The organism is Ehrlichia muris subsp. eauclairensis (assembly GCF_051097115.1).
Classification (GTDB): Bacteria; Pseudomonadota; Alphaproteobacteria; order Rickettsiales; family Anaplasmataceae; genus Ehrlichia; species Ehrlichia muris.
In genome coordinates this window covers 471,283-495,617 of record NZ_CP118226.1, presented here as the reverse complement: position 1 = coordinate 495,617, position 24,335 = coordinate 471,283, and the positions used below count along the sequence as shown (strand labels likewise).

The 24,335-nt window shown below is 30.7% G+C and carries 11 protein-coding genes; 4 read left to right on the top strand and 7 right to left on the bottom strand.

Annotation, left to right across the window (positions count from 1 at the left end; genetic code table 11):
* Positions 1 to 43: 43 nt before the first annotated feature.
* On the bottom strand, positions 44 to 1,372 hold the full coding sequence (gene der / locus PVA18_RS02035) for a ribosome biogenesis GTPase Der (protein ID WP_045804702.1): 1,329 nt from the start codon (positions 1,370 to 1,372) through the stop codon (positions 44 to 46).
* Between the two features lie 238 nt (positions 1,373 to 1,610).
* On the opposite strand from der, the gene carA reads away from it, so the two are divergent.
* The 4 genes from carA (at position 1,611) to PVA18_RS02015 (ending at position 5,772) form a co-directional block, all read left to right on the top strand.
* Positions 1,611 to 2,726, top strand: a complete 1,116-nt coding sequence (carA, locus tag PVA18_RS02030) for a glutamine-hydrolyzing carbamoyl-phosphate synthase small subunit (protein WP_045804703.1) — start codon at positions 1,611 to 1,613, stop codon at positions 2,724 to 2,726.
* A 388-nt stretch (positions 2,727 to 3,114) separates the two neighbouring features.
* Complete coding sequence (gene ispH, locus PVA18_RS02025) at positions 3,115 to 4,074, top strand: 4-hydroxy-3-methylbut-2-enyl diphosphate reductase (protein ID WP_045804704.1); 960 nt, start codon at positions 3,115 to 3,117, stop codon at positions 4,072 to 4,074.
* 153 nt (positions 4,075 to 4,227) lie between these two features.
* Positions 4,228 to 4,695: a dUTP diphosphatase gene (gene dut / locus PVA18_RS02020; RefSeq protein ID WP_045804705.1), complete on the top strand. Its 468-nt coding sequence runs from the start codon at positions 4,228 to 4,230 to the stop codon at positions 4,693 to 4,695.
* 477 nt (positions 4,696 to 5,172) lie between these two features.
* A complete protein-coding gene (locus tag PVA18_RS02015) occupies positions 5,173 to 5,772 on the top strand; it encodes a DUF2460 domain-containing protein (RefSeq protein WP_045804706.1) in 600 nt (199 codons plus the stop codon).
* Between the two features lie 145 nt (positions 5,773 to 5,917).
* Here the strand turns inward: PVA18_RS02015 and PVA18_RS02010 are convergent, their stop codons facing one another.
* From PVA18_RS02010 to PVA18_RS01985, 6 genes are all read right to left on the bottom strand, one after another.
* Positions 5,918 to 11,731, bottom strand: coding sequence for a type IV secretion system protein (locus PVA18_RS02010; protein WP_045804707.1), 5,814 nt, complete (start codon positions 11,729 to 11,731; stop codon positions 5,918 to 5,920).
* Positions 11,732 to 11,767: 36 nt separating this feature from the next.
* On the bottom strand, positions 11,768 to 16,069 hold the full coding sequence (locus tag PVA18_RS02005) for a type IV secretion system protein (RefSeq protein WP_045804708.1): 4,302 nt from the start codon (positions 16,067 to 16,069) through the stop codon (positions 11,768 to 11,770).
* 3 nt (positions 16,070 to 16,072) lie between these two features.
* Entirely contained in the window at positions 16,073 to 18,904 is a 2,832-nt protein-coding gene (locus PVA18_RS02000; RefSeq protein WP_231568496.1) for a type IV secretion system protein, read from the bottom strand.
* Between the two features lie 124 nt (positions 18,905 to 19,028).
* Positions 19,029 to 21,443 carry a type IV secretion system protein gene (locus PVA18_RS01995; protein WP_045804709.1) on the bottom strand — a complete coding sequence of 805 codons (2,415 nt, stop codon included), beginning with the start codon at positions 21,441 to 21,443 and terminating at the stop codon, positions 19,029 to 19,031.
* A 38-nt stretch (positions 21,444 to 21,481) separates the two neighbouring features.
* Positions 21,482 to 23,884 (bottom strand): VirB4 family type IV secretion/conjugal transfer ATPase, encoded by a 2,403-nt coding sequence (locus PVA18_RS01990; RefSeq protein WP_045804710.1) that lies wholly within the window; start codon positions 23,882 to 23,884, stop codon positions 21,482 to 21,484.
* Positions 23,884 to 24,177, bottom strand: coding sequence for a type IV secretion system protein VirB3 (locus PVA18_RS01985; protein WP_024072156.1), 294 nt, complete (start codon positions 24,175 to 24,177; stop codon positions 23,884 to 23,886). The genes PVA18_RS01990 and PVA18_RS01985 overlap by 1 nt, the downstream gene beginning before the upstream one ends.
* Positions 24,178 to 24,335: the final 158 nt, after the last annotated feature.

Here is a 24,335-nt window from a genome sequence, read left to right as displayed (position 1 = left end):
AACACGTCACACTAGCTGAATGTATTTAATTGAAAAATTGCCTTTAAGTCTTAGAAAAATTATTATCGTACGGATTCTTATTTTTCTTTAAATTTAATCTTATTGGAATTCCATTGATATAAAAGTGTTTCCTTAAATTACTTGTTAAATACTGCTTATACGTTAGATCAATAGCATGAGAACCATTAACAACTATAACAAAAGTTGGAGGCATTGCTTTAATTTGTGTAATATATTTAAGCTTAACTACCTTTCCATTACATAATGGAGGTCTATGGTGTTCTACAGCTAATTTTAACCATTTATTCAGCATAGGAGTACTAATACGCATTGTCAGATATTTATATAATTCTATGCTTTTATCTATCACTTTATTACAATTAATATTTTTAAGTGCAGAAACCTCGATAATTGTAACCTCAAAATTTAATTTATTATAATTACAAATATCTTTTAACAAATCAGATCTATTTTTTTCAGCAACCATATCCCACTTGTTTAAAGCAACAATGATAGCTTTACCTCTTTGTATTGCAAGCTCGGCAATTGATAAATCCTGTTGTTCTATACCATAAGCAGAATCTATCATTAGAATTACAATATCCGATCTATTAATTGATTCAATAGTCTTTTGAACAGAAGTTACTTCTATATTTTCAGTTACCTTCGCTTTTTTACGTATACCAGCAGTATCAATCAATGTAAATCTTTGACCTTTATATACATACTCTATGTCTACAGAATCTCTAGTTGTTCCAGGTTCATGGCTTACAATCATTCTACTCTCACCAAGCAATCTATTAACAAACGTTGACTTACCAGCATTTGGCTTTCCAACAATAGAAAGTCTAATATTACGTGAATTTAACGTATCCAAATCATGCACTTCAACAAATGGCAACAATGTTTCATACAAATCAATCAAACCTAAATTATGTTCTGCAGAAATATAAACCGGACCTATAAAATTAAAATGTTCTAAATAATCTACGTTGTAGCACCTTTTTTGACTTTCACATTTATTTGCAATCAATATCACTGGTTTCTTTGTATTCTTTTTTAAATATTTTGCAAATTCTACATTTTTATCATCTTGCTCAATCCTTGCATCAACAATAAAAAATACAATATCAGATCTTTCTATAGCAAATTTTACTTGATCCAATACCAGTGCAGATAATTTTATTGTATTATCTACTCCACCTGTATCAATAATTTTGAATTTTAACCCACATAAATCAGCATTCCCCTCTCTCCTATCTCTTGTTAAGTTAGGAATATTACTAACAATTGCAGACTTTTGATTAGTTAATCTATTAAAAATAGTAGATTTTCCAACATTAGGTAACCCAACTATAGCTATTTTTAACATAAAAAATTTTACACTTCATATAATACAAATAACACATTATTCAAAACAAGTCATTGAATATATGTATATTACTATCGATCCTATGTATAACATATTATTTAAATTCACAGAAACCAACATTTGCAGAGAATATGTAAAAATGTATATTCAACAAATCTCACAAAAGTAAATTATATAGTTAACTTTCAAAGAATTTGCTATATAATTTTCCAGATTTGTTAGCTTTATTATGTAAACAATGTCTCAATTAAAAAGTTATTACAATTCTGTTCTTGTATTATCAGATGGAAAACATTTTTTTGGAAAATCAATAGGGAAAAAAATACCCGCTATTGGAGAAGTATGCTTTACTACCTCAATAACAGGATACCAGCACACTATAACTGATCCATCATTTGCAGGTCAAATAATTACATTCACTTTTCCTCACATTGGCAATGTTGGAATAAATTACAAAGATTTTGAAGACTATAAGATACTAACCCATGGAATTGTAGTTAAAACAATATCAGAAGGCTCTCATTCAAGATCTTATGCAAATTTAGAACCTTGGATGATAGAAAACAACTTAACTGGAATATCCGAAATTGATACTAGAGCATTAACATGTCATTTGCGTAAACATGGCTCACAAAATGGAATAATATATCACTTTGATGATATCAACTCAATAAACTTAGCAGAATTACAAAACAAAGCTTCTCAATATAATTACACAAATCACTGCGCATCTATACGATTTGTAAATAATTATAAAACAACAGATAATACAACACCACTTTATAATATAGTAGTAATTAATTTTGGGGTAAAATTAAGTATATTAGATGCCTTATCTAAACTAGGATGTAAAATTCACTTAATTTCAGGAAATGAAGATAATTTACCTGAAAAGATACTATCCATAAAACCACAAGGTATAGTCTTATCAAATGGTCCAGGGGACCCATCTGCAATTCCTGAAAGCACTATAAAACAAATAAAAACTATCATTGAATATAAAATACCAATACTAGGTATATGTTTAGGACATCAACTGATTTCATTAGCTTTAGGAACAAAAATTACGAAAATGTTATTCGGACACAGAGGAAGTAACCACCCAGTTTATAATAAAATAAATAATAACATAGAAATTACAAGTCAGAATCATGGATTTACCATTAAAGAAGATTCCTTGCCTACAAATGTTAACGTAACCCACAGATCATTATTTGATAATACAGTAGAAGGCATCCAAGTAGATAATTATCCTATAATCTCAGTACAATATCATCCAGAAGGAAGTCCTGGACCTAATGATGGAAGCTACATATTTAATCATTTTATTCATCTAATAAGAGAAAATAATTAAAACATTTTGATAATATAGTGTTAAATCACAGGAAATTTCCTGCTGGATAAACACCTATAATATATATACTAAATTTTATCAAAGTTCTATGTCTTAGCCATATGAACAAGCAAAACATTACTTTAATCTCAAATTTTAAATATAGTAGGACACCTAATAACATTATTTTAACAGGATTATTTTGCTATAATTAAAGTAAGATCTGACTATTAACTTATCTCCTTATACTAAAAACATCGATAATCTTATTTAAATTACCAAAAAGTTCTGATTTTACATATCTAACATCAAGAATTAAATTATATCCATTGCTACACTTACTATGCTTCATGTATTGCAATATTTTGTTCTAAATATATAATTAGCCAAGTAACACATAGGAATGTAAATGAATCAGGATTTAAAAAAAAATGTAGAAGTTATTCTTGCTAATCCAAGAGGGTTTTGTGCAGGAGTTTCGAGAGCAATAAAAATTGTAGAGTTAGCCGTAAAATACCACAATAAAAACAGAAAAATTTATGTATTGCACGAAATTGTACATAATAAATACATAATTAATTCTTTAAAAGAAATGGGTGTAATTTTTATAGATACACTAGACCAAGCTGAAGATGGTTCAATATTAATATATAGTGCCCATGGCATTTCAAAAGAAATAGAGCATCTTGGACAATTACGCAATTTAGAGATTATTGATGCAACATGTCCACTAGTAAGTAAAGTACATAAAGAAGTACAGGCTTATGATAGTAAAGGGTATCAAGTAATTTTAATAGGTCATAAAGGACATCGCGAAGTTGAAGGTACTATAGGACAAATTACTAATCCCGTACTACTAGTACAAAATTTATCTGACATTGATAACATAGAAGTAATAAATTCAACCAAGCTTGCATACGTAACACAAACAACCTTAAGTGTAGATGATACAAGAGCAATAATTGACAAACTAAAACAAAAATTTCCCTATATTAAAGGGCCAGATTTAAAAGACATATGCTATGCTACTCAAAATAGGCAAATTGCTGTAAAACAATTATCAGAGTTAGTAGATATTGTATTCATATTAGGGAGCAAAAACAGTTCTAATTCAAATCGTCTAAAAGAGTTAGCTGAATTAAAAACACCTTCTTTCTTAATAGATTCTTATAGGGAAATTGACTTAGATCTCTTAAAAGATGTAACAAAAATTGGAATAACTGCAGGAGCATCAGCTCCAGAAATATTAGTCAAAGAAGTAATAGATTCACTTAAACAACATATGAATATCACGTTATCAAATCTAGAGGTAATACAAGAAAATATTGCTTTTAACATACCAAAACAATTACGAGAATATAAACAATAACATACTTTTTACCTGAAAAAGATATATCATCTAATTTAGAATATATTTCAAATAAAATAAGAAAAATTACTCTATTTGTTATATATTCGATAGACTTAGTAACAAATTTATTGAATAATACAAACAATTATAATTACAGGGGAAAAAAAGTTCATGGAACATTCTATTAGTACAGATATTTCAATTAAAGTTATTCAGTTAAATAACCATGATCTTCCTCTTCCATCTTACTCAACAGATAATAGTTCTGGTATGGATTTATATTCAGCAATTGTATCAGATGTTATATTAGAGCCAAGCTGTAGAACTTGTATTAATACTGGTATTGCAATTTCTATCCCTAATGGATATGAGGCTCAAATTAGACCAAGATCTGGACTTGCGCTTAAATTTGGGATTACCGTACTCAATACTCCGGGAACTATAGATGCTGATTACCGTGGAGAAATTAAAGTTATTTTAATCAACCTTGGAAGTGAAGCATATACAATAAAATATGGAGATAGAATAGCACAAATGATAATAGCACCAATAACTCGTGCTTCATGGAACCTTATTAAAAATTTCGATAATGATATAACAAAACGTGGAATTGAAGGATTTGGGTCAACCGGTACATAAGTATTATGCACTGTATTATTATTTGATTACATGAATTTCAATATGTGTATATAATTTTCTATACTTTAACTGTTGTGGGAAAGATTCATAAAGCATACTACACTTTGTATTATAAACCATTATATGAGAATCATAGTAATCCAGCATTGTGTCGGAAGAATATGACGTTAAAAGCAAATCTGAATCAATACTCAACATTGAACTACAGACACTAAATATTATCGTAAGAAATAGAATAGTATATTACAACTTATACTAAAAAACTTTGTTGAATATTAAATAATGGTATAACAAGACAGCACTAAGGATTTGATTCAACTGGCATATAAGGCACTATATTATTTATTTGATCACATAAACCCAATATCCAAATAAACACATGGCTTAACTATTTAAATTATCTAGCATTAAAATTAGTATAAAAATACTTCACACTGACAACACTACAAAGTACATTTCATACAATTAGTAATAACAATGACATTTCACGAAATAAGATTTCCAGAAGATATTTCTTATGGATCAACTGGTGGTCCAGAATTTTCAACAAATATTATTGAAACAAATAATGGGAGTGAGTACCGCAAAATTAATATATCACACCCACGCAACAAATATAATGTAATGCATAATATCAAATCAAAAGATCAATTACTTAAACTTATTAATTTTTTCTATATTCACAAAGGCAAAGCTATTGGATTTCGTTTTAAAGATTGGTCAGATTATAAAGCAAAAAAGCAACAACTTGGCATAGGAAATAATCAGCAACAAATTTTTCAAATAATCAAAACATATAGTATTGATCAATACTCATACACACGCAAGATTACAAAACCAGTTACTAATACAGTAAAAATTTACTATAATAATATTGTAAAAGCTGATGGATTCTCTGTAAATTTTTCCAATGGTCAAATAGAATTCGATACTCCACCTCACAATGGTATAAAAATATACGTAGATTATGAATTTGATGTACCTGTAAGATTTGATTCAGATTACTTACCATGCTCTATAGATAATTACAAAGAGTATAATTGTAATAACATTGCACTCATAGAAATAAAAGTTTAACTTTAAATAATATTAGTATAAATCTTTACATAAAAATACTTCATATTGCCATATAGCATTTTATAAATATAATTAATAAATAAAAATTTTTTCAGTAGTCTATTATTACCTAAAACACCATACCAACTCTCTCATAAGGTCGAAATTACCCCTGATTTAATAAGTTCTTAATAGTAGATTCTGCTTGTTTAATACTTGCTTCTATCTTTTTTATTTCACCAGGATCAGTAAGATGTATTTTTCTATCTTTTAATGATGCTATAACTGCTTCAAGTTGCCTTATCATTAATAAAATATCTTGTTTTGATAATTTACGTTTTTGTTTACCACTTTTAGAATCTTCAAATATTTTATCAATAGATAACCAGAATTTCTCTGATAAATCGTTTGTACATTGATTTAATATCACTTTCAAAGATTTCTTTAAAGATTTTCGATTAACAGCTGTTTTAGCTGATTTTGCTTTGCCAGAATTATCAGTTTTACTTTCGCCAGATTCTTTTTTCTTTTCTTTAACAATACCTACATCTTTAATATCCAACTCATCACTTGAGATATTTTTATCTACCACGACATCTTTATCTTTCTTTAATGACATAGCATTAGATTGTATATTAGGTTGCACATGTTGTTGTAAATCTTCAGTTATAACATTCTCTTCACTAGTAGTAACTACATTAATCAATCCTTCAACATTGGATATATCATCATTATTGCTAAATTCACCATCACCACTTTCATAATCTCGTTCACTATCAGATTGATCAGGTACATCATCAGTTTCTTCAATTTTAAGCTCTTCATCATCTACACCATATGTCTCATTATCAATTTGATCATCAGATTCATTTGCTTCTTCCAGTTCTTCAGAACTCTCAGGCACTGTTTCTTCAACATGACTAACAGCCCCATCTCTTCCATCATCAGTACTACCAGCACTACTTTGATCTAAATCGCTTTCTTGTGTTACAACATCACCTTTATTTTCCAATCCACTATCATAAGGTATACCATCATGCATTTTTCCATCATCAACTCGCTCTGAGGTATAAATATCATATGGTTCAATAGATAACGTAGATGATACCTCTGCATCTGATTGTTGCAATCTTTCTTTATCATCTTCCCCTTTTTTAACAATACTGTTATCATCCACTTCTTTTTCACTCTCCACACTAAATTGTTGTAGAGTCTTATCAGATTTAATATCAGTACTATCCAAATCTTTTTCTAAGTCACCTACATCTAAAACATTATAGTCTAAATTCAACTTATTAGTAGAAATATCTTCTGCTGATCCTTGTTCAACATCTTCAGTAGTGGCATTATCCGCTAACACCGACAAACCTGATTCATTATGTTTTTCAGTTTCTGAATACAAATCACTTTTCTCTTCCGGACTTAAGCTTACAATTTGTTCATCATATAAATTTTGCATAAGCATTGTATTATTTTCCTCTGAAGCAGTTTCAGATGACAAATTCTCACCATCATAACCTGTAGTTTCACCAATATGATCCTTTAATTCCACATTTTCTTGCGATAACACACTTTCCTGTGAACGTTCTACATCATCTTGAGTTTGAATACTATCATCTACAGAACTTTGTAATTGCGATACATCTAAAGAAGCACTTGTTTCAATATCACTATGAACTTGTGCTATATCTAACTCTGCTGGATCTTTTACCCTTGAAGTTTCATCTGATGGCATCCCTAAATCTTTTGATTCTATACCTTTCTCTAACGATGTACTATATTGTGATATATCTAAATCTGTAGATGCTTCAACTTTATCTTTAATAGCACCTTCTGAATCTTGTTTTAAAATTTCTGATCTTGTATCACTCATAGGAGACACAACATCTTTTGGTGTATCTGTAAAATCTGTAGATACTTCAACTCTATCTTTAACAGCACCTTCTGAATCTTGTTTTAAAATTTCTGATCTTGTACTACTCACAGGAGATACAACATCTAAAGTATCATCTACTCTAGTATCATTATACATTTGTATCATATCACCTAATTTTGTATTACCCGTAGCACCTGAAGTTTCACCAGACACCGTTCCTAAATCCTTTCCTAAATCCTTTAATTCTATACTTTCACTTGACGATACACCATGTTCTGATACATCTGCAGAACCTGTGAATACTTCAACTCTATGTTTAATATCACCTTCTGAATCTTGTTTTGAAATTTCTAATCTTGTATCACTCACAGGAGATACAACATCTTTTGGTGTATCTGTAAAACCTGTAGATACTTCAACTCTATCTTTAACAGCACCTTCTGAATCCTGTTCTAAAATTTCTGATTTTGTATCACTTATAGGAGATACAACATCTTTTGGTGTATCTGTAAAATCTGTAGATACTTCAACTCTATCTTTAACAGCACCTTCTGAATCTTGTTTTAAAATTTCTGATCTTGTACTACTCACAGGAGATACAACATCTAAAGTATCATCTACTCTAGTATCATTATACATTTGTATCATATCACCTAATTTTGTATTACCCGTAGCACCTGAAGTTTCACCAGACACCGTTCCTAAATCCTTTTCTAAATCCTTTAATTCCATACTTTCACTTGACGATACACCATGTTCTGATACATCTGCAGAACCTGTGAATACTTCAACTCTATGTTTAATATCACCTTCTGAATCTTGTTTTGAAATTTCTAATCTTGTATCACTCACAGGAGATACAACATCTAAAGTATCATTATACATTTGCATCATATCACTTAATGCTGTATTACCCCTAACACCTGAAGTTTCACCTTCTGAAGGAGTACGCAGCATAGATAAATTTTCAGGAAGTAAATCTTGAGGATGAGGTATAAGATCGCGAGAATTCGCATAACTTTGTATAACATCATCAAATTTATCATCTAAATGTTGACGTAAAGCATTATCAAGCCTATCAATATCATATTTAATATTCCGTAATGCAGTATCATCCTTAGTATTATCAAGCATTGTTTTAAGCTGCTCTCTTGTCTCAAGTGCATCTTTTAAATTTTCTTTATTTACATATACATTTCCATCTTCATCTAATAACTCACTACTACCCGCCTTATGTGATCTTTCCTTAGCAAAAGGATTTTTATCATCATCTTCTTCTTTCTTATTAGGAATATAAGGACTTGGTTTATATTTCTCAGGTCCTAACATGTGTGCTTTTAAGCTATCTAAAGCAGCTTTACGATCCTCAATTGCATTATGAATTAAGCTACCTTCTCTATAATCTAATGCCTTTCCAACAATATGACCACCTAAGTATTTCATTGCATCCAATGGAGAAAATCCTAAATGAGCACCTATAAAAGCTCGAGCATAATTTAATTTCCTAAAGTTATTACTAAAATTCCTATCATGCTCATTATATGAAGAGGTCAATACATTAGTAGCACCAGCAGTAAATTTAACAGCTTTACCTAAATAAGGAACACTCCGTAACGCATTCAAAGGCATACGAGCAACTCTAGTAACATAATTACCTGTTACAAATTTAAAGCTATCTATACCTTGATCAATTTTTTCAAACACAACACCTACGACTGGAATTCCAGAAAAAATCCTTATGAACCCACCTTCATACATACCAGCAAGAGTTTGGGACATCATACTACCACCAGCCAAAGATACTGCTACACTTTGAATAAAGGCACGCATTTGCCATATTAATAATGCAGCTAAGAATAAAGAACCAACTTCTGTCCATAATATCAAATATCCAGCTCTAATTCTCAAAATTAAATTATAATCGTACTGCTTATTTAACTCTTCTTGAGGAGTAGGATCTTGAATAGCACCTGCCATAATATCGCTAATAATATTATTAATTATTTGAAATTTAAAATCCTCATCTTTATACTTATCCAACTCACTTTTTTGCTCAAGCTTATCTTTCTTTCTTCTCTCTTGTATAATTTGTAAAACCTTATTTTTACTAGCTGCATTTATAACTTGCTTTTTCTCTAAAACATCTAACTCATCCTCTATATCTTTTATCAATCTAGCAGCTACATATCTTTTTTGAGAAGCAAGCAATGCATTAATATAATAAGATAATTGTCTAAATGGGCTACTTTGAGACACGTTAACACCAAATGGATTTCCATCAGTCTTAGTATCTGGATCAAGGAAAGGATAATCTAGATATCTAAAATCCTTATATTTACGATCAGGAGGAACATCAATATATGCACCTCCACCAGTAAACTGATATCTTGCATTACCAAAAGGCTTTCTATCCATAAAAAGGTCAGTACTTAGCGGAAAGCCAATAATTTTTGGGTCATAAACTTGCCCTGGAGTCCATCCAAAAACACCTTTATCCAATATACATCCAAGATTACCAAGCAAACACACTCTTACCTTTAACCACTCATTATAACACGTTGTAAACCCAAAAATGCGATAATAATAATTCATAATAAGCGCACCAAACAAGGAAATCAGAGTGAATATCAATATTGCCTGCATTGCAAAGCTTATACATTGTGTTAACCACCCATCAAACAAGTGTTTGAACTGAGAAAAAAGAATACCTAACAATAACAATGGAAACAATCCAACTAAAAATGTAATACCAACAAATGCTGTTAGATATATAACAAACCCATAAATACATAAAGCAATGTAAAGGAATATGGCAATAATAATTACACATACAGCAAATATTGAAGAAAAATCAGCAATGATTAATGCTCTAATCTTTATTTTCCAAATAACTGGAGAAAATATTTTATTTACTATCATGTCATCCAGAAAAGCCAAAGGTTCCTTAGGATTATAAGAACTTGCATGACTATTAATTATTGCAATAATTTGATCTATGCCATGAATAAATAGACTAAGTAAATGATTATAAAAGAATTCCCAACTACTTGGAGAAATCAATAATATTATTAATGATACTTTTAATACTCTAACAATAATATCACCAAATGGACTCTGCACTATACCAAAGATATAAGCCAAGGCCCCAAATAATAAAAATAAAGTCAATAAACTAAAAACAAAATTCTTAAATACTGGATTTCCAACTATATGCTTAAAAATCTTTTCACCTGCTTTATCTAATTCACCTCTTACCTGTTTGCGAACCCATTCAAAAACAGAAAATTGCTTTTCTGTTTTTACACCTTCAATAAATGTTATTGCATATCCCCCAACATTATCATAATAACACTTATCTAATATCTTTACATATATCTTCCATCCTGGCTCCAATGTTATTTTTTGACAAAGAGAATCCATAATCGGTTTACTCTTAGTAGAATAAACATCATTACCAGCCAATTCTAAGGGCTTGTATCCTATGTGCATCACAGGAGAAACTGGATACCTCATATGATTTAACGTTTGATTTGGTTCAGGATCATTTGGTCTCTTAAACAATAAATATGCACCGTACCCATTCTTAAACCAACAAGGAGGTCCGTATGCACCTCTTTCTAAATCATCTTTAACCCCAGAAATTAACTCACATGATACTTTACATGAAGCCTGACCACTAGGAACAAAGGTTTTCTCTATCTTATTATAAGGGCCACAAATTCTTTCAACAGATAATATATCATTATAACGATCCAATTCCTCTTCACCCAAACCTATACTACTTACATTATTAGCATTACTTTGATCTACCCATGCAGTCCACATTCCTTCAGCTTTTAATATAATTGGACGACCATCTGTCACATATCCAGTATATTTCCATCGTACTACTTGATCATTTTTTATAGAATCTCCTAATAATTGATCATCAGAAACAAAATCTTCCGATTGTGGAGCAAAATATGCTGAAACAGACGCTGTTTTCATTTCAGATAACATATCAGCTGGTATACATCTAGGTACTGGATGCTGATTAGATTCACATGCAGTTATTACTAAAAATAATAATAATTTTATAAAATTCTTTTTAATAAAATCACACATATTTACTCTTTATCGTACCACTTACCTTCCAAAGTCTTATTCTTGCTGATTTTTCTCATCAAGCCTTCTAACAATCCCTCTTTCATACGACTCTTCTTCAACTTTAATTGCTGATTCATGCCCTGCAATTTTTTCTGCCACACTAGAATGTTCATCCATATAAAGTCTTTTTCGTTGAGGACCATCTAAAAAGTTAATATCTTTTCTTCTGCCTTTCCTACCATTAACATCAGCATCATCATAAGATTCAACAATAACAGAAGCTTTTTCTGCTTCTACTTGTGTGTCAGAATCATTATTTTCAGTTGTACTTTCATTATCATCAGTAAAACTATCTACATTACCTAAATTCTGATCATCAATATCATATCCTATACTATCACTAGTAGAAACATCAGCCGCATTCTTAGATTCATCAATATCTGGAATTACATTCAAAATATCATCATTAACAGCATTATGTAATTCCCCTCTTTCATTGATATCTCCACTATCGTTAATAGGATCATGCGCAGTTATATCTGAAATATTATCAGTGCTATCATCAACTAATTCTCTTCTTTCACTACCACTATCGTTACTAAGATCATGCGCAGTCATACCTGAAATATTATCAGTGCTATCATCAACTAATTCTCTTCTTTCGCTATCACTATCGTTACTAAGATCATGCGCAGTTATATCTGAAATATTATCAGTGCTATCATCAACTAATTCTCTTCTTTCACTACCACTATCGTTACTAAGATCATGCGCAGTCATACCTGAAATATTATCAGTGCTATCATCAACTAATTCTCTTCTTTCGCTACCACTATCGTTACTAAGATCATGCGCAGTTATATCTGAAATATTATCAGTGCTATCATCAACTAATTCTCTTCTTTCACTACCACTATCGTTACTAAGATCATGCGCAGTCATACCTGAAATATTATCAATGCTATCATCAACTAATTCTCTTCTTTCGCTACCACTATCGTTACTAAGATCATGCGCAGTTATACCTGAAACATTAGTATCATCAACAGTAGTACTTTCACTTCTAGAAATAGGTGAATTAGCATCCAAATTATTATTAACACCTTGCACTTTATCATAACTTGGACATACATCAAGTACTACATCATCACTGGGAGACGATATATAACTATTTAACCGTCCATCATCATGTCCACCTATTCTCCTATCTTCCTTCCCACTATCACCTGACTGAGGCTGTTGAGAAATATCAGTAGGTTTGCTTGAAGTACCATTATCAGTCTGCACATCATAATTATGATTTCTTGGAGTTGAATCAGAACCATGATCACCACTCTTTTCTATAGATTCACCCTTATTCTCAGGATTAATATTACTTCTGCTAACAATATTAATATCTGATTTACCAGTAGATCTACGATTCCGTATCGCATCTTTAATTATACTTTGAGTTTCCTGATCAAGTCCTACTATAGAAGCTAAAGATTGAGTAGCAGCATGTATACTTGCACCAAGACCTGCAACACTCCCAGATATAGAATGAGCAATCGTTTCAGACATATTTTTAAAACCTCTCATAGCATTTGCAACAATAAGCAACATCAAAACTGATGCAACACTAAATGGTAATCCAAATAATCCACGACCTCCCTGAACATATGCTTCCCTTATTGATTCAGTAATAGATAATGCAGGTGAATATCCAATAGGTGCTAATACATATATTAGACAAATATCAGGTGGAGCACCTTTTTCAACAGCACCAATAGGAATATTAAAACCTAAGTAGCATTGACTACAAACAGTAAATCCTGTAACACTATACAACACAGTCAACATAACTTGATTTAAAAATGCAAGTGCAGCAAATAAAATTATAGGCTGTAACGAAAAATTAACTAACATCTTGATCCATGAATCAAAAAGTGTCTTTGTAAGCTGAAAGAAAACAAAAGTTATAAAGATAGGTGCTAATGTTGCTAAAAAAGCGATACCAACAATAGTAAATAAATATGCTATAACTGCCTCAATAATGCATATAAAAAATACAATAAAAGCCCATAAAATTATAATAAACATCAGCCACCCTATAGGACCTGTAATTATTAATGTGGCTAATCTAATCCATACTTCCCCTGTCAATAATACTCCTATGGTAGGATCTAAAAACGCAAATGAATTATCTCCATCCAATTCACCATTAAATGCAGCTATGAGGTCACTGACTCCTTGAACAAATATTGAAAAGAAATGATCACTGAAAAATTCCCAACTACCCTGGCTTATCAAACCAACAACAACTGCAATCTTCGCAATACGTACTACTAAATCATACTTAGTACATTTTATAACACCGATTATATACCCTAATACAGTAAAAATTATATACAAAGTACATAATGCTTGTAATGCTCTCCATAATGATCCTGCACTGGTTTGATTAGTATATATACTCTGTACTGCACCTTTTGATTTGTTTGTATGTATTACATCTATAGCTTGAGAGATACTATCAACCTTTACATCCTTAGGTAATCCATATAAAATTCTTAAAAGAGTATCTCTAATCATAACAAATGCTTTAGAGAAATTTGGATTCCATACTTTTACAAAAAAATCAGCAAAGTACTTATTTTCTGATTCCATTCCTGGCAAACTGCTATAATCAAATTGATCTTCATAGCCTCTAACATCTATACCTAAATAAATCTTTCCTGATTTTTTTTCAGAACCATTTCCATTAATCATATAAACTCCTGTTCCAGATGTCTGATCTTTAGGATTAGGTACAAATAATTCAACAGTACCTTTATCCCCAGGAAACATAGTTGGAGCATTATCTCCTATATACATATATAATTTTTTCCCGTACATAAAATTACATATGCGTTCTACATGAATATTATATCCACCAGAATATAAGCCATAGGCTGATTCTGCACCTAATATTACAAATCTTAATTGCATACGATCATCATGTTCATATGTATAATTAAAATCAGGTTTCAGGCTACTTGATTCAATATCTCGAGAACCCTGAGCATAACAAAAATGACCATAAGTTTTCTTTGGAAAACAATAATAATTTTTGCTAAGAGATTTTTTCATTCCAGATTTTGGTGTTATATCAAAATAGGCACTCAATCCTTGTATTATTTGTTCGGAATCACTATTCTTAGCAATATCTTCTAAACTTGTTTTACTTATCTCATCTAATGTAACGTTCATATCAACTTTACTGTTCTCAGTAACACAATTCCCATCTGCACCATAATTTGATATTGTAGCAATCTTTTTATCAGCAATAAGCTGTGATTTAGAATTACATATAGTACCACAAATACAATTTATATCATATGTTGTAAAATTATTAACAATATCTATAATTTCTTTAATTGTATCTAATGTAACATCCTTTTCTATATTACCCTGCTCTTGTTGTTTTTTATAATACTCGAGTTGAGAAGTACTTGCAGTATCGACATGACTTATAATTCCCTTTTCGTTTAGTTTTTTAATAATAGCACAATGTTTCTTTAATACACCAACATCAATCTTCTTATTTTTTATTATTCTAGCATCATAAACAAAAGGAGCTTTAATCCAGTCTTTTTCTACACTTTTATCATAAAAAATCTTATTTCCATAAGGAGTAGTTGTATTATCTACTAATGCTGAAACTTCAGTACCTTGCAAACGAGGTATCCCAGCAAATGCTTCTCCAGATTCTTTACATTCCTTTTCTACCTTTATATAAAATTTAGACGCACCATTTTTACAAATATTTTCAGCTGACATAGCCGTATTACAGTTGCTATCTTCAAAAATTTCATCATCAGAATAATATATGATACCATATTCTTTCAATGCATCAACAGTACAGTCTTCCACTTTCAGTTTTCTAGGGATTAAACTAACTTTAAATATATCTCCTTTATTCATGTAAAAGGTACTAATACTGCGTGCAGCAGTTGAGAAATATGATTTCGACTGACTCTGAGAGCCAGCACTTTTACAGGTATTTCCCAAATTTTCATAAATCGATTCATTATAATAATCAACATCATAAACAGCTTTATTACAAGTAGCTGCTGAAACAATTATATCTTTTGGATTCAAAGAATCCTTAGGACACATATTTAGAACTCCAGTAATCGTTAACTTTACTGGAGACTGATCTTTACTAATTCTCAATCCAGTATCAATCCAATTAGGTTGCAATACATTCCGTACCTTATTCACTTTTGGGGTAACTTCTACAATAACTGAATTACCACTAATACCTTTACTACCTTCAATACACCCAACTCCACATCCTGTAATAAAAAATAGTAATAATATTATAAATTTTTTCATATTCTACCCACCAAAACTAGATGGAGGATTTTCCGGGATTGAAACACCACCACGTGATGGCCTGCTAGTAGAGTCATCATTCAAAGGCGACTGCAATCCAAGAGAATCACGTCGACGTTCACCATCATTATCCCGATTATTCATATTATTCATTTGTGCATATCTTGCCCTCTGCATACGACTATTTTGATCCATACCAATAATTCCCAAAGCACTCTCCTTAGCATTCTCAGCCACCATTGACAAATTAGCAAATGAACCAAAAATTGATGTACACATCTCTCCAGAAGAGCTAACAAAATGCTTTGTTGCATTCACCATTATTACAAATATTAATATATTAACAATAGGCATTGGTAATCCTATAAATATTAGTGTATCACTATTTACTGAATCTCTTAGATTATCATTAAAGGCTGATACAGGAGAAAATCCTAAAGGAAGTAAAAATTCAAGCAGACAAAAACTTATTTTCGTGATTCCTATGTCAATCTCAGGTCGAAGTACACATACATCACATAATTCAAAATTAAACATAGCATATATTATACTATCTATAACTTCAGTCAAAAGAGCAAAAGAAGCAAATATTATTACTGGTTGCATAGCTGTCTGTACTAAAGATTTAATCCATGCATCAAAAATTGCTTTAGTACGTTTAAATAAAATACAAATTATAAAAAAAGGTGCAATGCTGAGTAGTAATCCTATAAGAATAATAGATATTAGATAAGTAACAACTGCAGTTGCTATAGTTAAAAATAAAACTATTAATCCCCAGAAAATTAGAGCTACGCTTACCCATCCTACTGGACCAGTAAATAATAATGCTAAAATCTGTAACCAAGTTTCAGACAAAGAAAATCTATATAACATTAAATCTAAAAATTCAAAACTAGTACTATTAACAGAATCTTGACCTGTCATTATGGCAATCAATTGTATTGGCGCTTCAGTGAATAATTTAAACAAATGATCATTAAAAAACTCCCAACTATTAGGGCCAATCACATAAATTACTATACTAATTTTTAGTGTTATAGCTAACAACTCAAAAATAGAAGCTTTAGAAAATCCAACAAAATAAAATAATGCATTTATTAAGATGTATAATACCAATAATGAATTTACTATTTGAATAAAATGTGTATTTTCTATAACAGTATTATAGATTATATTAACACCTCCAGAATTAGTAGATGATGTCCCATATAATCCACGTTCCAATGAATCTTTTAACTTCTCTACTATATATGAAATCACATTAGGTATTTTCTTTTTTGCAGTTACTGTAATATTAAAATATCCTGTATTATTATCATATCCATCCCCGTTATCTTTTACACCAAAATATAACTCACCAGCTGCATCATCATCTGTCAATTGAACTGTCGTGCTTTCATTGTTTATAAAATTGATCTTTTTTGTACCTCCGTCTCCTGGTTTTACTTTAGGTGGAACTTTAGATATAACATAATACAAACTATCTTTAACGTGATTACTACAATCCTTAGTTACTTCAATTTTATACTTACCTATCAATTCTAAATTAGGATCTACACGCAATTCTAAATAAAGGCCTTCAGATGAATCTTTATTAAAAGAATACCAATAATTAGTTAAAAGACCAACATCAGAAGAGTTGTTATCTGCTTGCCACTTTTTAATTGTATCATCAACAGTAATAAAATTTGTTATACCTGACTTATGTTTTAAATATACAAAAGGCAAAACAGTACTATATTGCCCCGCTTTGTTTAAATCACATGATATGCTATCCCCTGTAATAGAGCATTCATTTAACATAGTATTCTTCTCTACAACAAAACAGTTTTCAGTGACTATGTCGTTTTTGTAATCAGGAACACCGCATATATTTCCGCATATCATATTGACAGTATATGCATCATATATTTTTTGATATTTTTCTCTTATTATTTTCTGACGTCCTACAAAAAATTCTTTTTCCTTCAATATTAGTTGATTCTTATCATCATCACTATATTGAATCTTATATTTAAGTTGTGCTGTATCAATAATTTTATTCAGATGTACATCCAACTCATCAGGTGTAAAACAAAGATTGAAATAATCATTGCCATTTTGACTAGCAGGACTTGTGCTACGCTCTGAGTTCTTAGGATTTATCCTGCGCCTTAAATCTCTATATTCTGATTTATCTAGATGATATAAGATTCTAAGTGGAAAATCAATCCAGATTTTTTCTTTTCCTTCCAAATTAGGATTTTTTAAATACATAAGATTACTCATCTGTTGCAAACCGTAATTATCAATAGAAATACGATACTCTGCACCTAAATAATCTTTCATACATTGGTCAGTATTTTGCACATAAACTTTGGGATTTTTATTTTTACATATATCCTCATCTACAGTAAATTTAAACGCTGGTAATAAACTAAACTGCAATTTTTCCCCTACCATTATATTAGGCATTCTAATAGGAAATATAGGATTATCCTTCTTGAAGGGTATATTGCTAATATTATAGACGTCCAGAATGTCTTTTGTATTATTACAAAAATCAACATTAACTGTATCAACTTTTATAGTAAGAGATTTTCTCCCTGCTAATATTAAATCTGACTTAACCCAAGTAACATGTTCTTTTTTTCTATTTTCTAACCCAGCTTCCACAACACTCGAATATTCATCAAATAGTACACTTTGAGGCCTAATACAACCATGATAGCCACAACTTGAAAGAAGAAAAATACTGATTATTAAAACTCTTTGAAACATAAAATCAGCTCTTCCACCTAAAAAACAACATAAAATATCTTGATAAAATTTCCATGAACAATTCAAATTCATTCTTAATAAAAATATTTACTTAATTCCTTCACTGCATAATTAATGAACACCAAAAAGCAACACTAAATTATTTTTATCAAGAGAAGTATTTCCTCATTAACTCTTACAGAGTAGTACAAAAATTTCATTTTCCTCCTTTAGAACTGCCTCCAGAAACTTCATCTTTACCTCCATCAGAACCAGATTTTTGACGATTAGCCAATCTATCAGATATAGCACTCTTAGCTTTTTGTCCCATACTACCTTGAGCTTTAGATGCAAAATTCATAGCAGAATTCATCATTGATTTTGGACTAAATGATGAACCAACATGACCAGCTCTTGGATCACCTGCAAGCTCAGCTGCTATATAAGTAATAGATGATAAAAAATGATAAAACAAAAAGCCTATTAATACCATCATCAGTAACTTCATCCATAACATTTCAGCTTCATGTTTAAAATCAGGAGCATAAGCATTAAATCCAAAAAATGAAGGTTTTGTTAAAAATTGCACATTTCCAAACATACATGCTAAATTATAATCATATTTTGAATCATCACATTGTTTTGGATCATGCAACTTAAAAGTAATTCTCTTATGGCCCAAAACCTGAACTTCTTGCCTCTCAAACTTAAGATCTTCAAAATACAAATTATCAAAGACAGTAAACAACAACGCTAGAAAAGCAAAAAGTATTACAGGATACAATGTATAAACAATTAATTGCCTTACCCATCCATCAAAAAATCCCTTTGTAGCTTGAAATAATACCATAGGAATCATTAATGGAGAAATTAAGATTAAAATAGTAAGTGCAATCAGTGACAACAAAAATATATAAACTAACCATATTACAATAAATATAAGCATTATTACTGCAAAAATTGCAATCAGACATAACATCAATTTCATATTAAACAGCATACTAGCAAAAAAAAGTCCTGCAGTTAAGAATAACCCTAGAACAATTGTTGCAGATCCCCCATTTAATTGCTGCCCTAAATAAAACAATAATTTACAATCTAACCTATCCCATGGAGCTATATACTGATATTGAGCATCATAATCCTGACCAGTATAATTACATATAGTTTGTTCTCCACCTGCTTGTAATACTATATCTGATAATCCTATAGAGAGCTTTACTATTTGATCATAATAATGTGACATAGCAGATCCTTGAGTGAAATATACCACTAATGCAAACTTAATTATGAGCATGTATAATTCAGCTGGACTTTGTATTCCACCTAATACCGCTTTAATTGCAAATAATATTAAAGCTAATACCAAAACTGCCATTACTGCCTTTTTCAACTTATCCTGAGCAACTTTTAAAAAACCAGCTTTTTGGCTATCATTTCCACCACACCTACCAGTTAATATATTGTTCAGGGATCCTTTGATACAAGAGACTATTATTGAAGTCATTGGAAAGGTAGATTTTACATAAGGACCAACTTCACCTCTACATGCAGGATCTATATAACAACTATAACATTTAGAATTATCATAACTTATAATCCTCTTATTATCATCTGACATAACTGGTACAGACTTTTCACACATTGCAACTGGTGGCCCACTAGGACGCATATGACAACCAACCTCAACTTGAGGCCATAAAGGAGCACCTATAGCTTTAGTAGCATAAACACAGATTTTATCTGCTTTTTCTACAGCTTGAAAAGTAATTGTATGTATTACTTTTTCTTGACCAGCTTGTAAGACCGCACACTCTACTTTTCCCTGCATAGCATACTTAGCGATTTTTATTTCTTCAGTAGCATAATCACCCTCTCTTGGATAATCTCCTGCTTTTAATAAGTCAGTAACACTCCCTGATGCAGCATCTGCTGCTCTTTTAATCATACTAATAGGATTAATACCACCTATTGGATTACGATAACAAACTTCTATATAATTAGAACTAGATATTCTATTTTTAGGCCAATAATACTTCTCCGCTTTTACAAATTTCTGAGACGCACATACAGGTTCATTTTGTTTTGCCCGCGCTAAATCAACAGTATTTTTACTATCTTTATTACCAGTTACAAGACATGTAAAATATTCTACTTCTGAAGAAAAATCACCATTTGCACAACTTTGATAATTTGCAGTAGGCTCTTGACATTCTTTATAAGTACCTTCAGGATCACTACCTTGCTTTGCATCACTACTATCAAAACGCATAACTGGATGACGTACAAAAGACCAATTACAAGCAAAAAATGCAGCTCCTTTAGCAGCCGCCACAGCAATCAGCGCCATCCCTGCAAGAAACATTCCTAATGCCACAAACCAAGTTACTGGATTAATAAAAAATATACTACCAATAACCAGAGCAAATCCAGCAGTAAATCCAGCAAGTCCTATATACTTCATATGCTCATTAATTCTAGAACACAAAGGATTACTGGCTAGTGTAGTTCTATATATAGCTGTCTTCTCACTTTCAACTTCTGCTGCTAATATAGATTTAGCATATATAAAATTAACGTTAATCAAAAATAACATTAATATATATATTACACCCTTACTAACTTTCAGCATAATCAACTCTTTTATAAAGAACAATTAATTATTAAATGTTACACATGCTTTACTCTTTCATAAAATATAGGTAACCAAACATTTGGGTTATCTCCCACTTCTTTTATTAAATCATGTAACATTAATACTGTATCTGCTCTGCCAGACAAAATACTTACTATATCTTCAAGTCCACTTAAATTAATCCTCGCAACTACTGCACCTACCCCTTGTTTTACTAGAAAAAACCTCGTACTAGGATCTGTATGTTTTATTAAAGTATATTCTCTTTCAGTTAACATAAATACATTCCTATAGGCACTAGTAGCTTTTAAATTAGGCAAAAATATTTGAGTAGCAGTTTGTTGTACTAAAGTATCACTAATTGCACTTTTACTAGCATCTTCGACACTTTGAGTAGCAAAAATCACAAATGTGTTTAATTTTCTTAAAACTTTTAACCAATCTTTTATCTTTGGAGCAAACACTGGATTATCTATCAATGCCCATGCTTCATCTAACACAATAATAGATGGAGTACCATCCAAAGAAATACTAATCCTATGAAATAAATACAACAATACAGGAGCAAGAGATACTGGATCTTTCAACAAATGACCCATTTCAAACCCAAAAACTCTTGACTTATTAAAATCTAATAAATCTTCTGTATTGTCAAATATTGCTGCATGAGATCCTTTACCATGCCACATAGATATAGCCCCTGCTAAAGTATTAGGACCATCTAATCCTAAAAATGGCACTAAATTCGACAATACTCTATGTTCTTTTCTTAATTTAAAATTACCTTCTATAGCATCATTAATACGAGTTATATCTTCAGAAGTCAACTTATTATTAAATACTGATATTAAAGATTTTATCCATTCCATTAAAAATGTCCGATTATCTGGAGTATCATCAAGATGTAAAGGATTAAAACCCGTAGGATTTCTTGGTTCTATAACCATATAAACCCCACTTAGCGCCCTAATGAAAATTTCAGCACCATAATCTTTATCAAAAAAGAAAATTCTTGGTGAAAACTTCATAGCCTGAGCACATAAAAAATTCATTAATACTGTTTTACCACCACCAGTAGGTCCTATAATCGCAGTATGACCAACATCACGAATATGAAAATTAAAAAAGAAGGGAGTTCCAGAAGTAGTATCAAATACTGTTACTGCCTCACCCCAATGATTATTAAATTTCTTCCCAATAGGATAATTATGCTGAGATGCAAAAGCAGCCATATTTAACGTACTTATTATAGCTTTACGAACTGTATATTCGAAATTACCTGGCAATTGAGCCCAAAATGCTGGTTCTAGATTAACTCTCTCTCTAACCGGATATACACCACAATTGGACAACTCAGATTCTATTAAAGACAATGCATTATCAAGAGTTTTTATACTTCTTTCTGTACATAAAATAGTAAGATGATGTTGTCCAAAAGCAATTTTACCACTCATTGCGTCATCCAAAGCTTGAGTGATTTCTACTACCTGAGATACTGCTTTATCTGCAGATTGTATCATACGATTCTGTTGAATCTGCATCTTAGTAATAGCACTTTGTCTATTAGTAAATTTAAAAGATTGTGTAATAATAAATTCATAAGGCAATTGTAGAAATGCATCTAACATACCAGCAGATGTTGTCTGCCCATACTCTTTTAAACTAATTAATCCTGCATACTTAGATCCATTATGTGTAACTATTTGTATTGTTTTATTTCCAAAATACAACCTATGCATAGGTAGATATTTCGATATATCCCCTGCATGAAATAACACACGCTGGAAAGATCCACAATTTACTATCTGTAACAAAAATTCCAGAATTTCAGAAAATACCCCTGTTGGTGTTTCTTTAACACTCAAAATTCTAGGCATATAATTACGCAAACTTGTCAAAACACGATTAGTTACCTCATCCAAATCTTCAGAGACAGCTTGTAAATCTTTCATCCATGATTCTTGTGATGCAACTTTTCCAAATTTACCAAAAATACCAGATAAAAATTCTATTCCTTTCTTCCCATTTTCTCTGACTATTGTAATATATAAATCATTAGTAAAAGATTGTTTTGTTGCATGCTTTTCTCTCCATTTCACATTCACATAATTTGCAAATGAACTATATACCTTATCACTAGCAAATCCTTCTGAAAAAGCATTTCTTCTACGCCTAATTACATGAAAATATAAAACAAAAGATGCAGAAGATATGCTTCTCAACATTTGATTACGTATGGAATTCTGTATAGATAAATCTTCATCATCTGCAGTCTCAAAAGCATAGCCAGACAACTTAATAACCTTAAGCATCGACCCATCTTTTGTCATTAAGGTAGAAGAATTCCAATGTTCACTATAGGGAATAAAGTTAGACTCATGATATTCCCTTTTGATTATTTTTCTTTTTTTTGTTTGCAATTTTTGAAACTTTAACATCACATTACATCATAAGAATTAGCATTATGATAAAACCTATTTAAACATTTACTACACTTCTTCATCTTAAGCATAAATAACTCCAAAAATAACGGCTCTTTCGACGAAGCTAAAAAACCTATTCCATGTATTCCTGGACCTAAAATAAATAATGCTCTGAAATCATTAGTATACATAAATATCATGATACAAATCATAAAATTTAACATTGCAAAGATATAACTAACACCAAAAAGCATAGTAGGCCTAGTTAATCCTTTAAATAATTGATCCGCTTTAACAGTACCTGTCATAATAAAACACCACCCAAATATATCCTAAACACTGACTGCAGTTTCATATAATGTAGTGTCTAATTTTATTAATTAAACTTCCTTTATAAAGAGAACACACATTAATTGTTAAAAGTAGCAACAACAATTTAACAAACCATTAATCCTTAACATTTATT

Coding starts and splice junctions, on each gene's coding strand:
- der (WP_045804702.1), bottom strand. CDS start 1,372: ATGTTAAAAATAGCTATAGTTGGGTTACCTAATGTTGGAAAATCTACT.
- carA (WP_045804703.1), top strand. CDS start 1,611: ATGTCTCAATTAAAAAGTTATTACAATTCTGTTCTTGTATTATCAGAT.
- ispH (WP_045804704.1), top strand. CDS start 3,115: ATGAATCAGGATTTAAAAAAAAATGTAGAAGTTATTCTTGCTAATCCA.
- dut (WP_045804705.1), top strand. CDS start 4,228: ATGGAACATTCTATTAGTACAGATATTTCAATTAAAGTTATTCAGTTA.
- PVA18_RS02015 (WP_045804706.1), top strand. CDS start 5,173: ATGACATTTCACGAAATAAGATTTCCAGAAGATATTTCTTATGGATCA.
- PVA18_RS02010 (WP_045804707.1), bottom strand. CDS start 11,731: ATGTGTGATTTTATTAAAAAGAATTTTATAAAATTATTATTATTTTTA.
- PVA18_RS02005 (WP_045804708.1), bottom strand. CDS start 16,069: ATGAAAAAATTTATAATATTATTACTATTTTTTATTACAGGATGTGGA.
- PVA18_RS02000 (WP_231568496.1), bottom strand. CDS start 18,904: ATGAATTTGAATTGTTCATGGAAATTTTATCAAGATATTTTATGTTGT.
- PVA18_RS01995 (WP_045804709.1), bottom strand. CDS start 21,443: ATGCTGAAAGTTAGTAAGGGTGTAATATATATATTAATGTTATTTTTG.
- PVA18_RS01990 (WP_045804710.1), bottom strand. CDS start 23,884: ATGTTAAAGTTTCAAAAATTGCAAACAAAAAAAAGAAAAATAATCAAA.
- PVA18_RS01985 (WP_024072156.1), bottom strand. CDS start 24,177: ATGACAGGTACTGTTAAAGCGGATCAATTATTTAAAGGATTAACTAGG.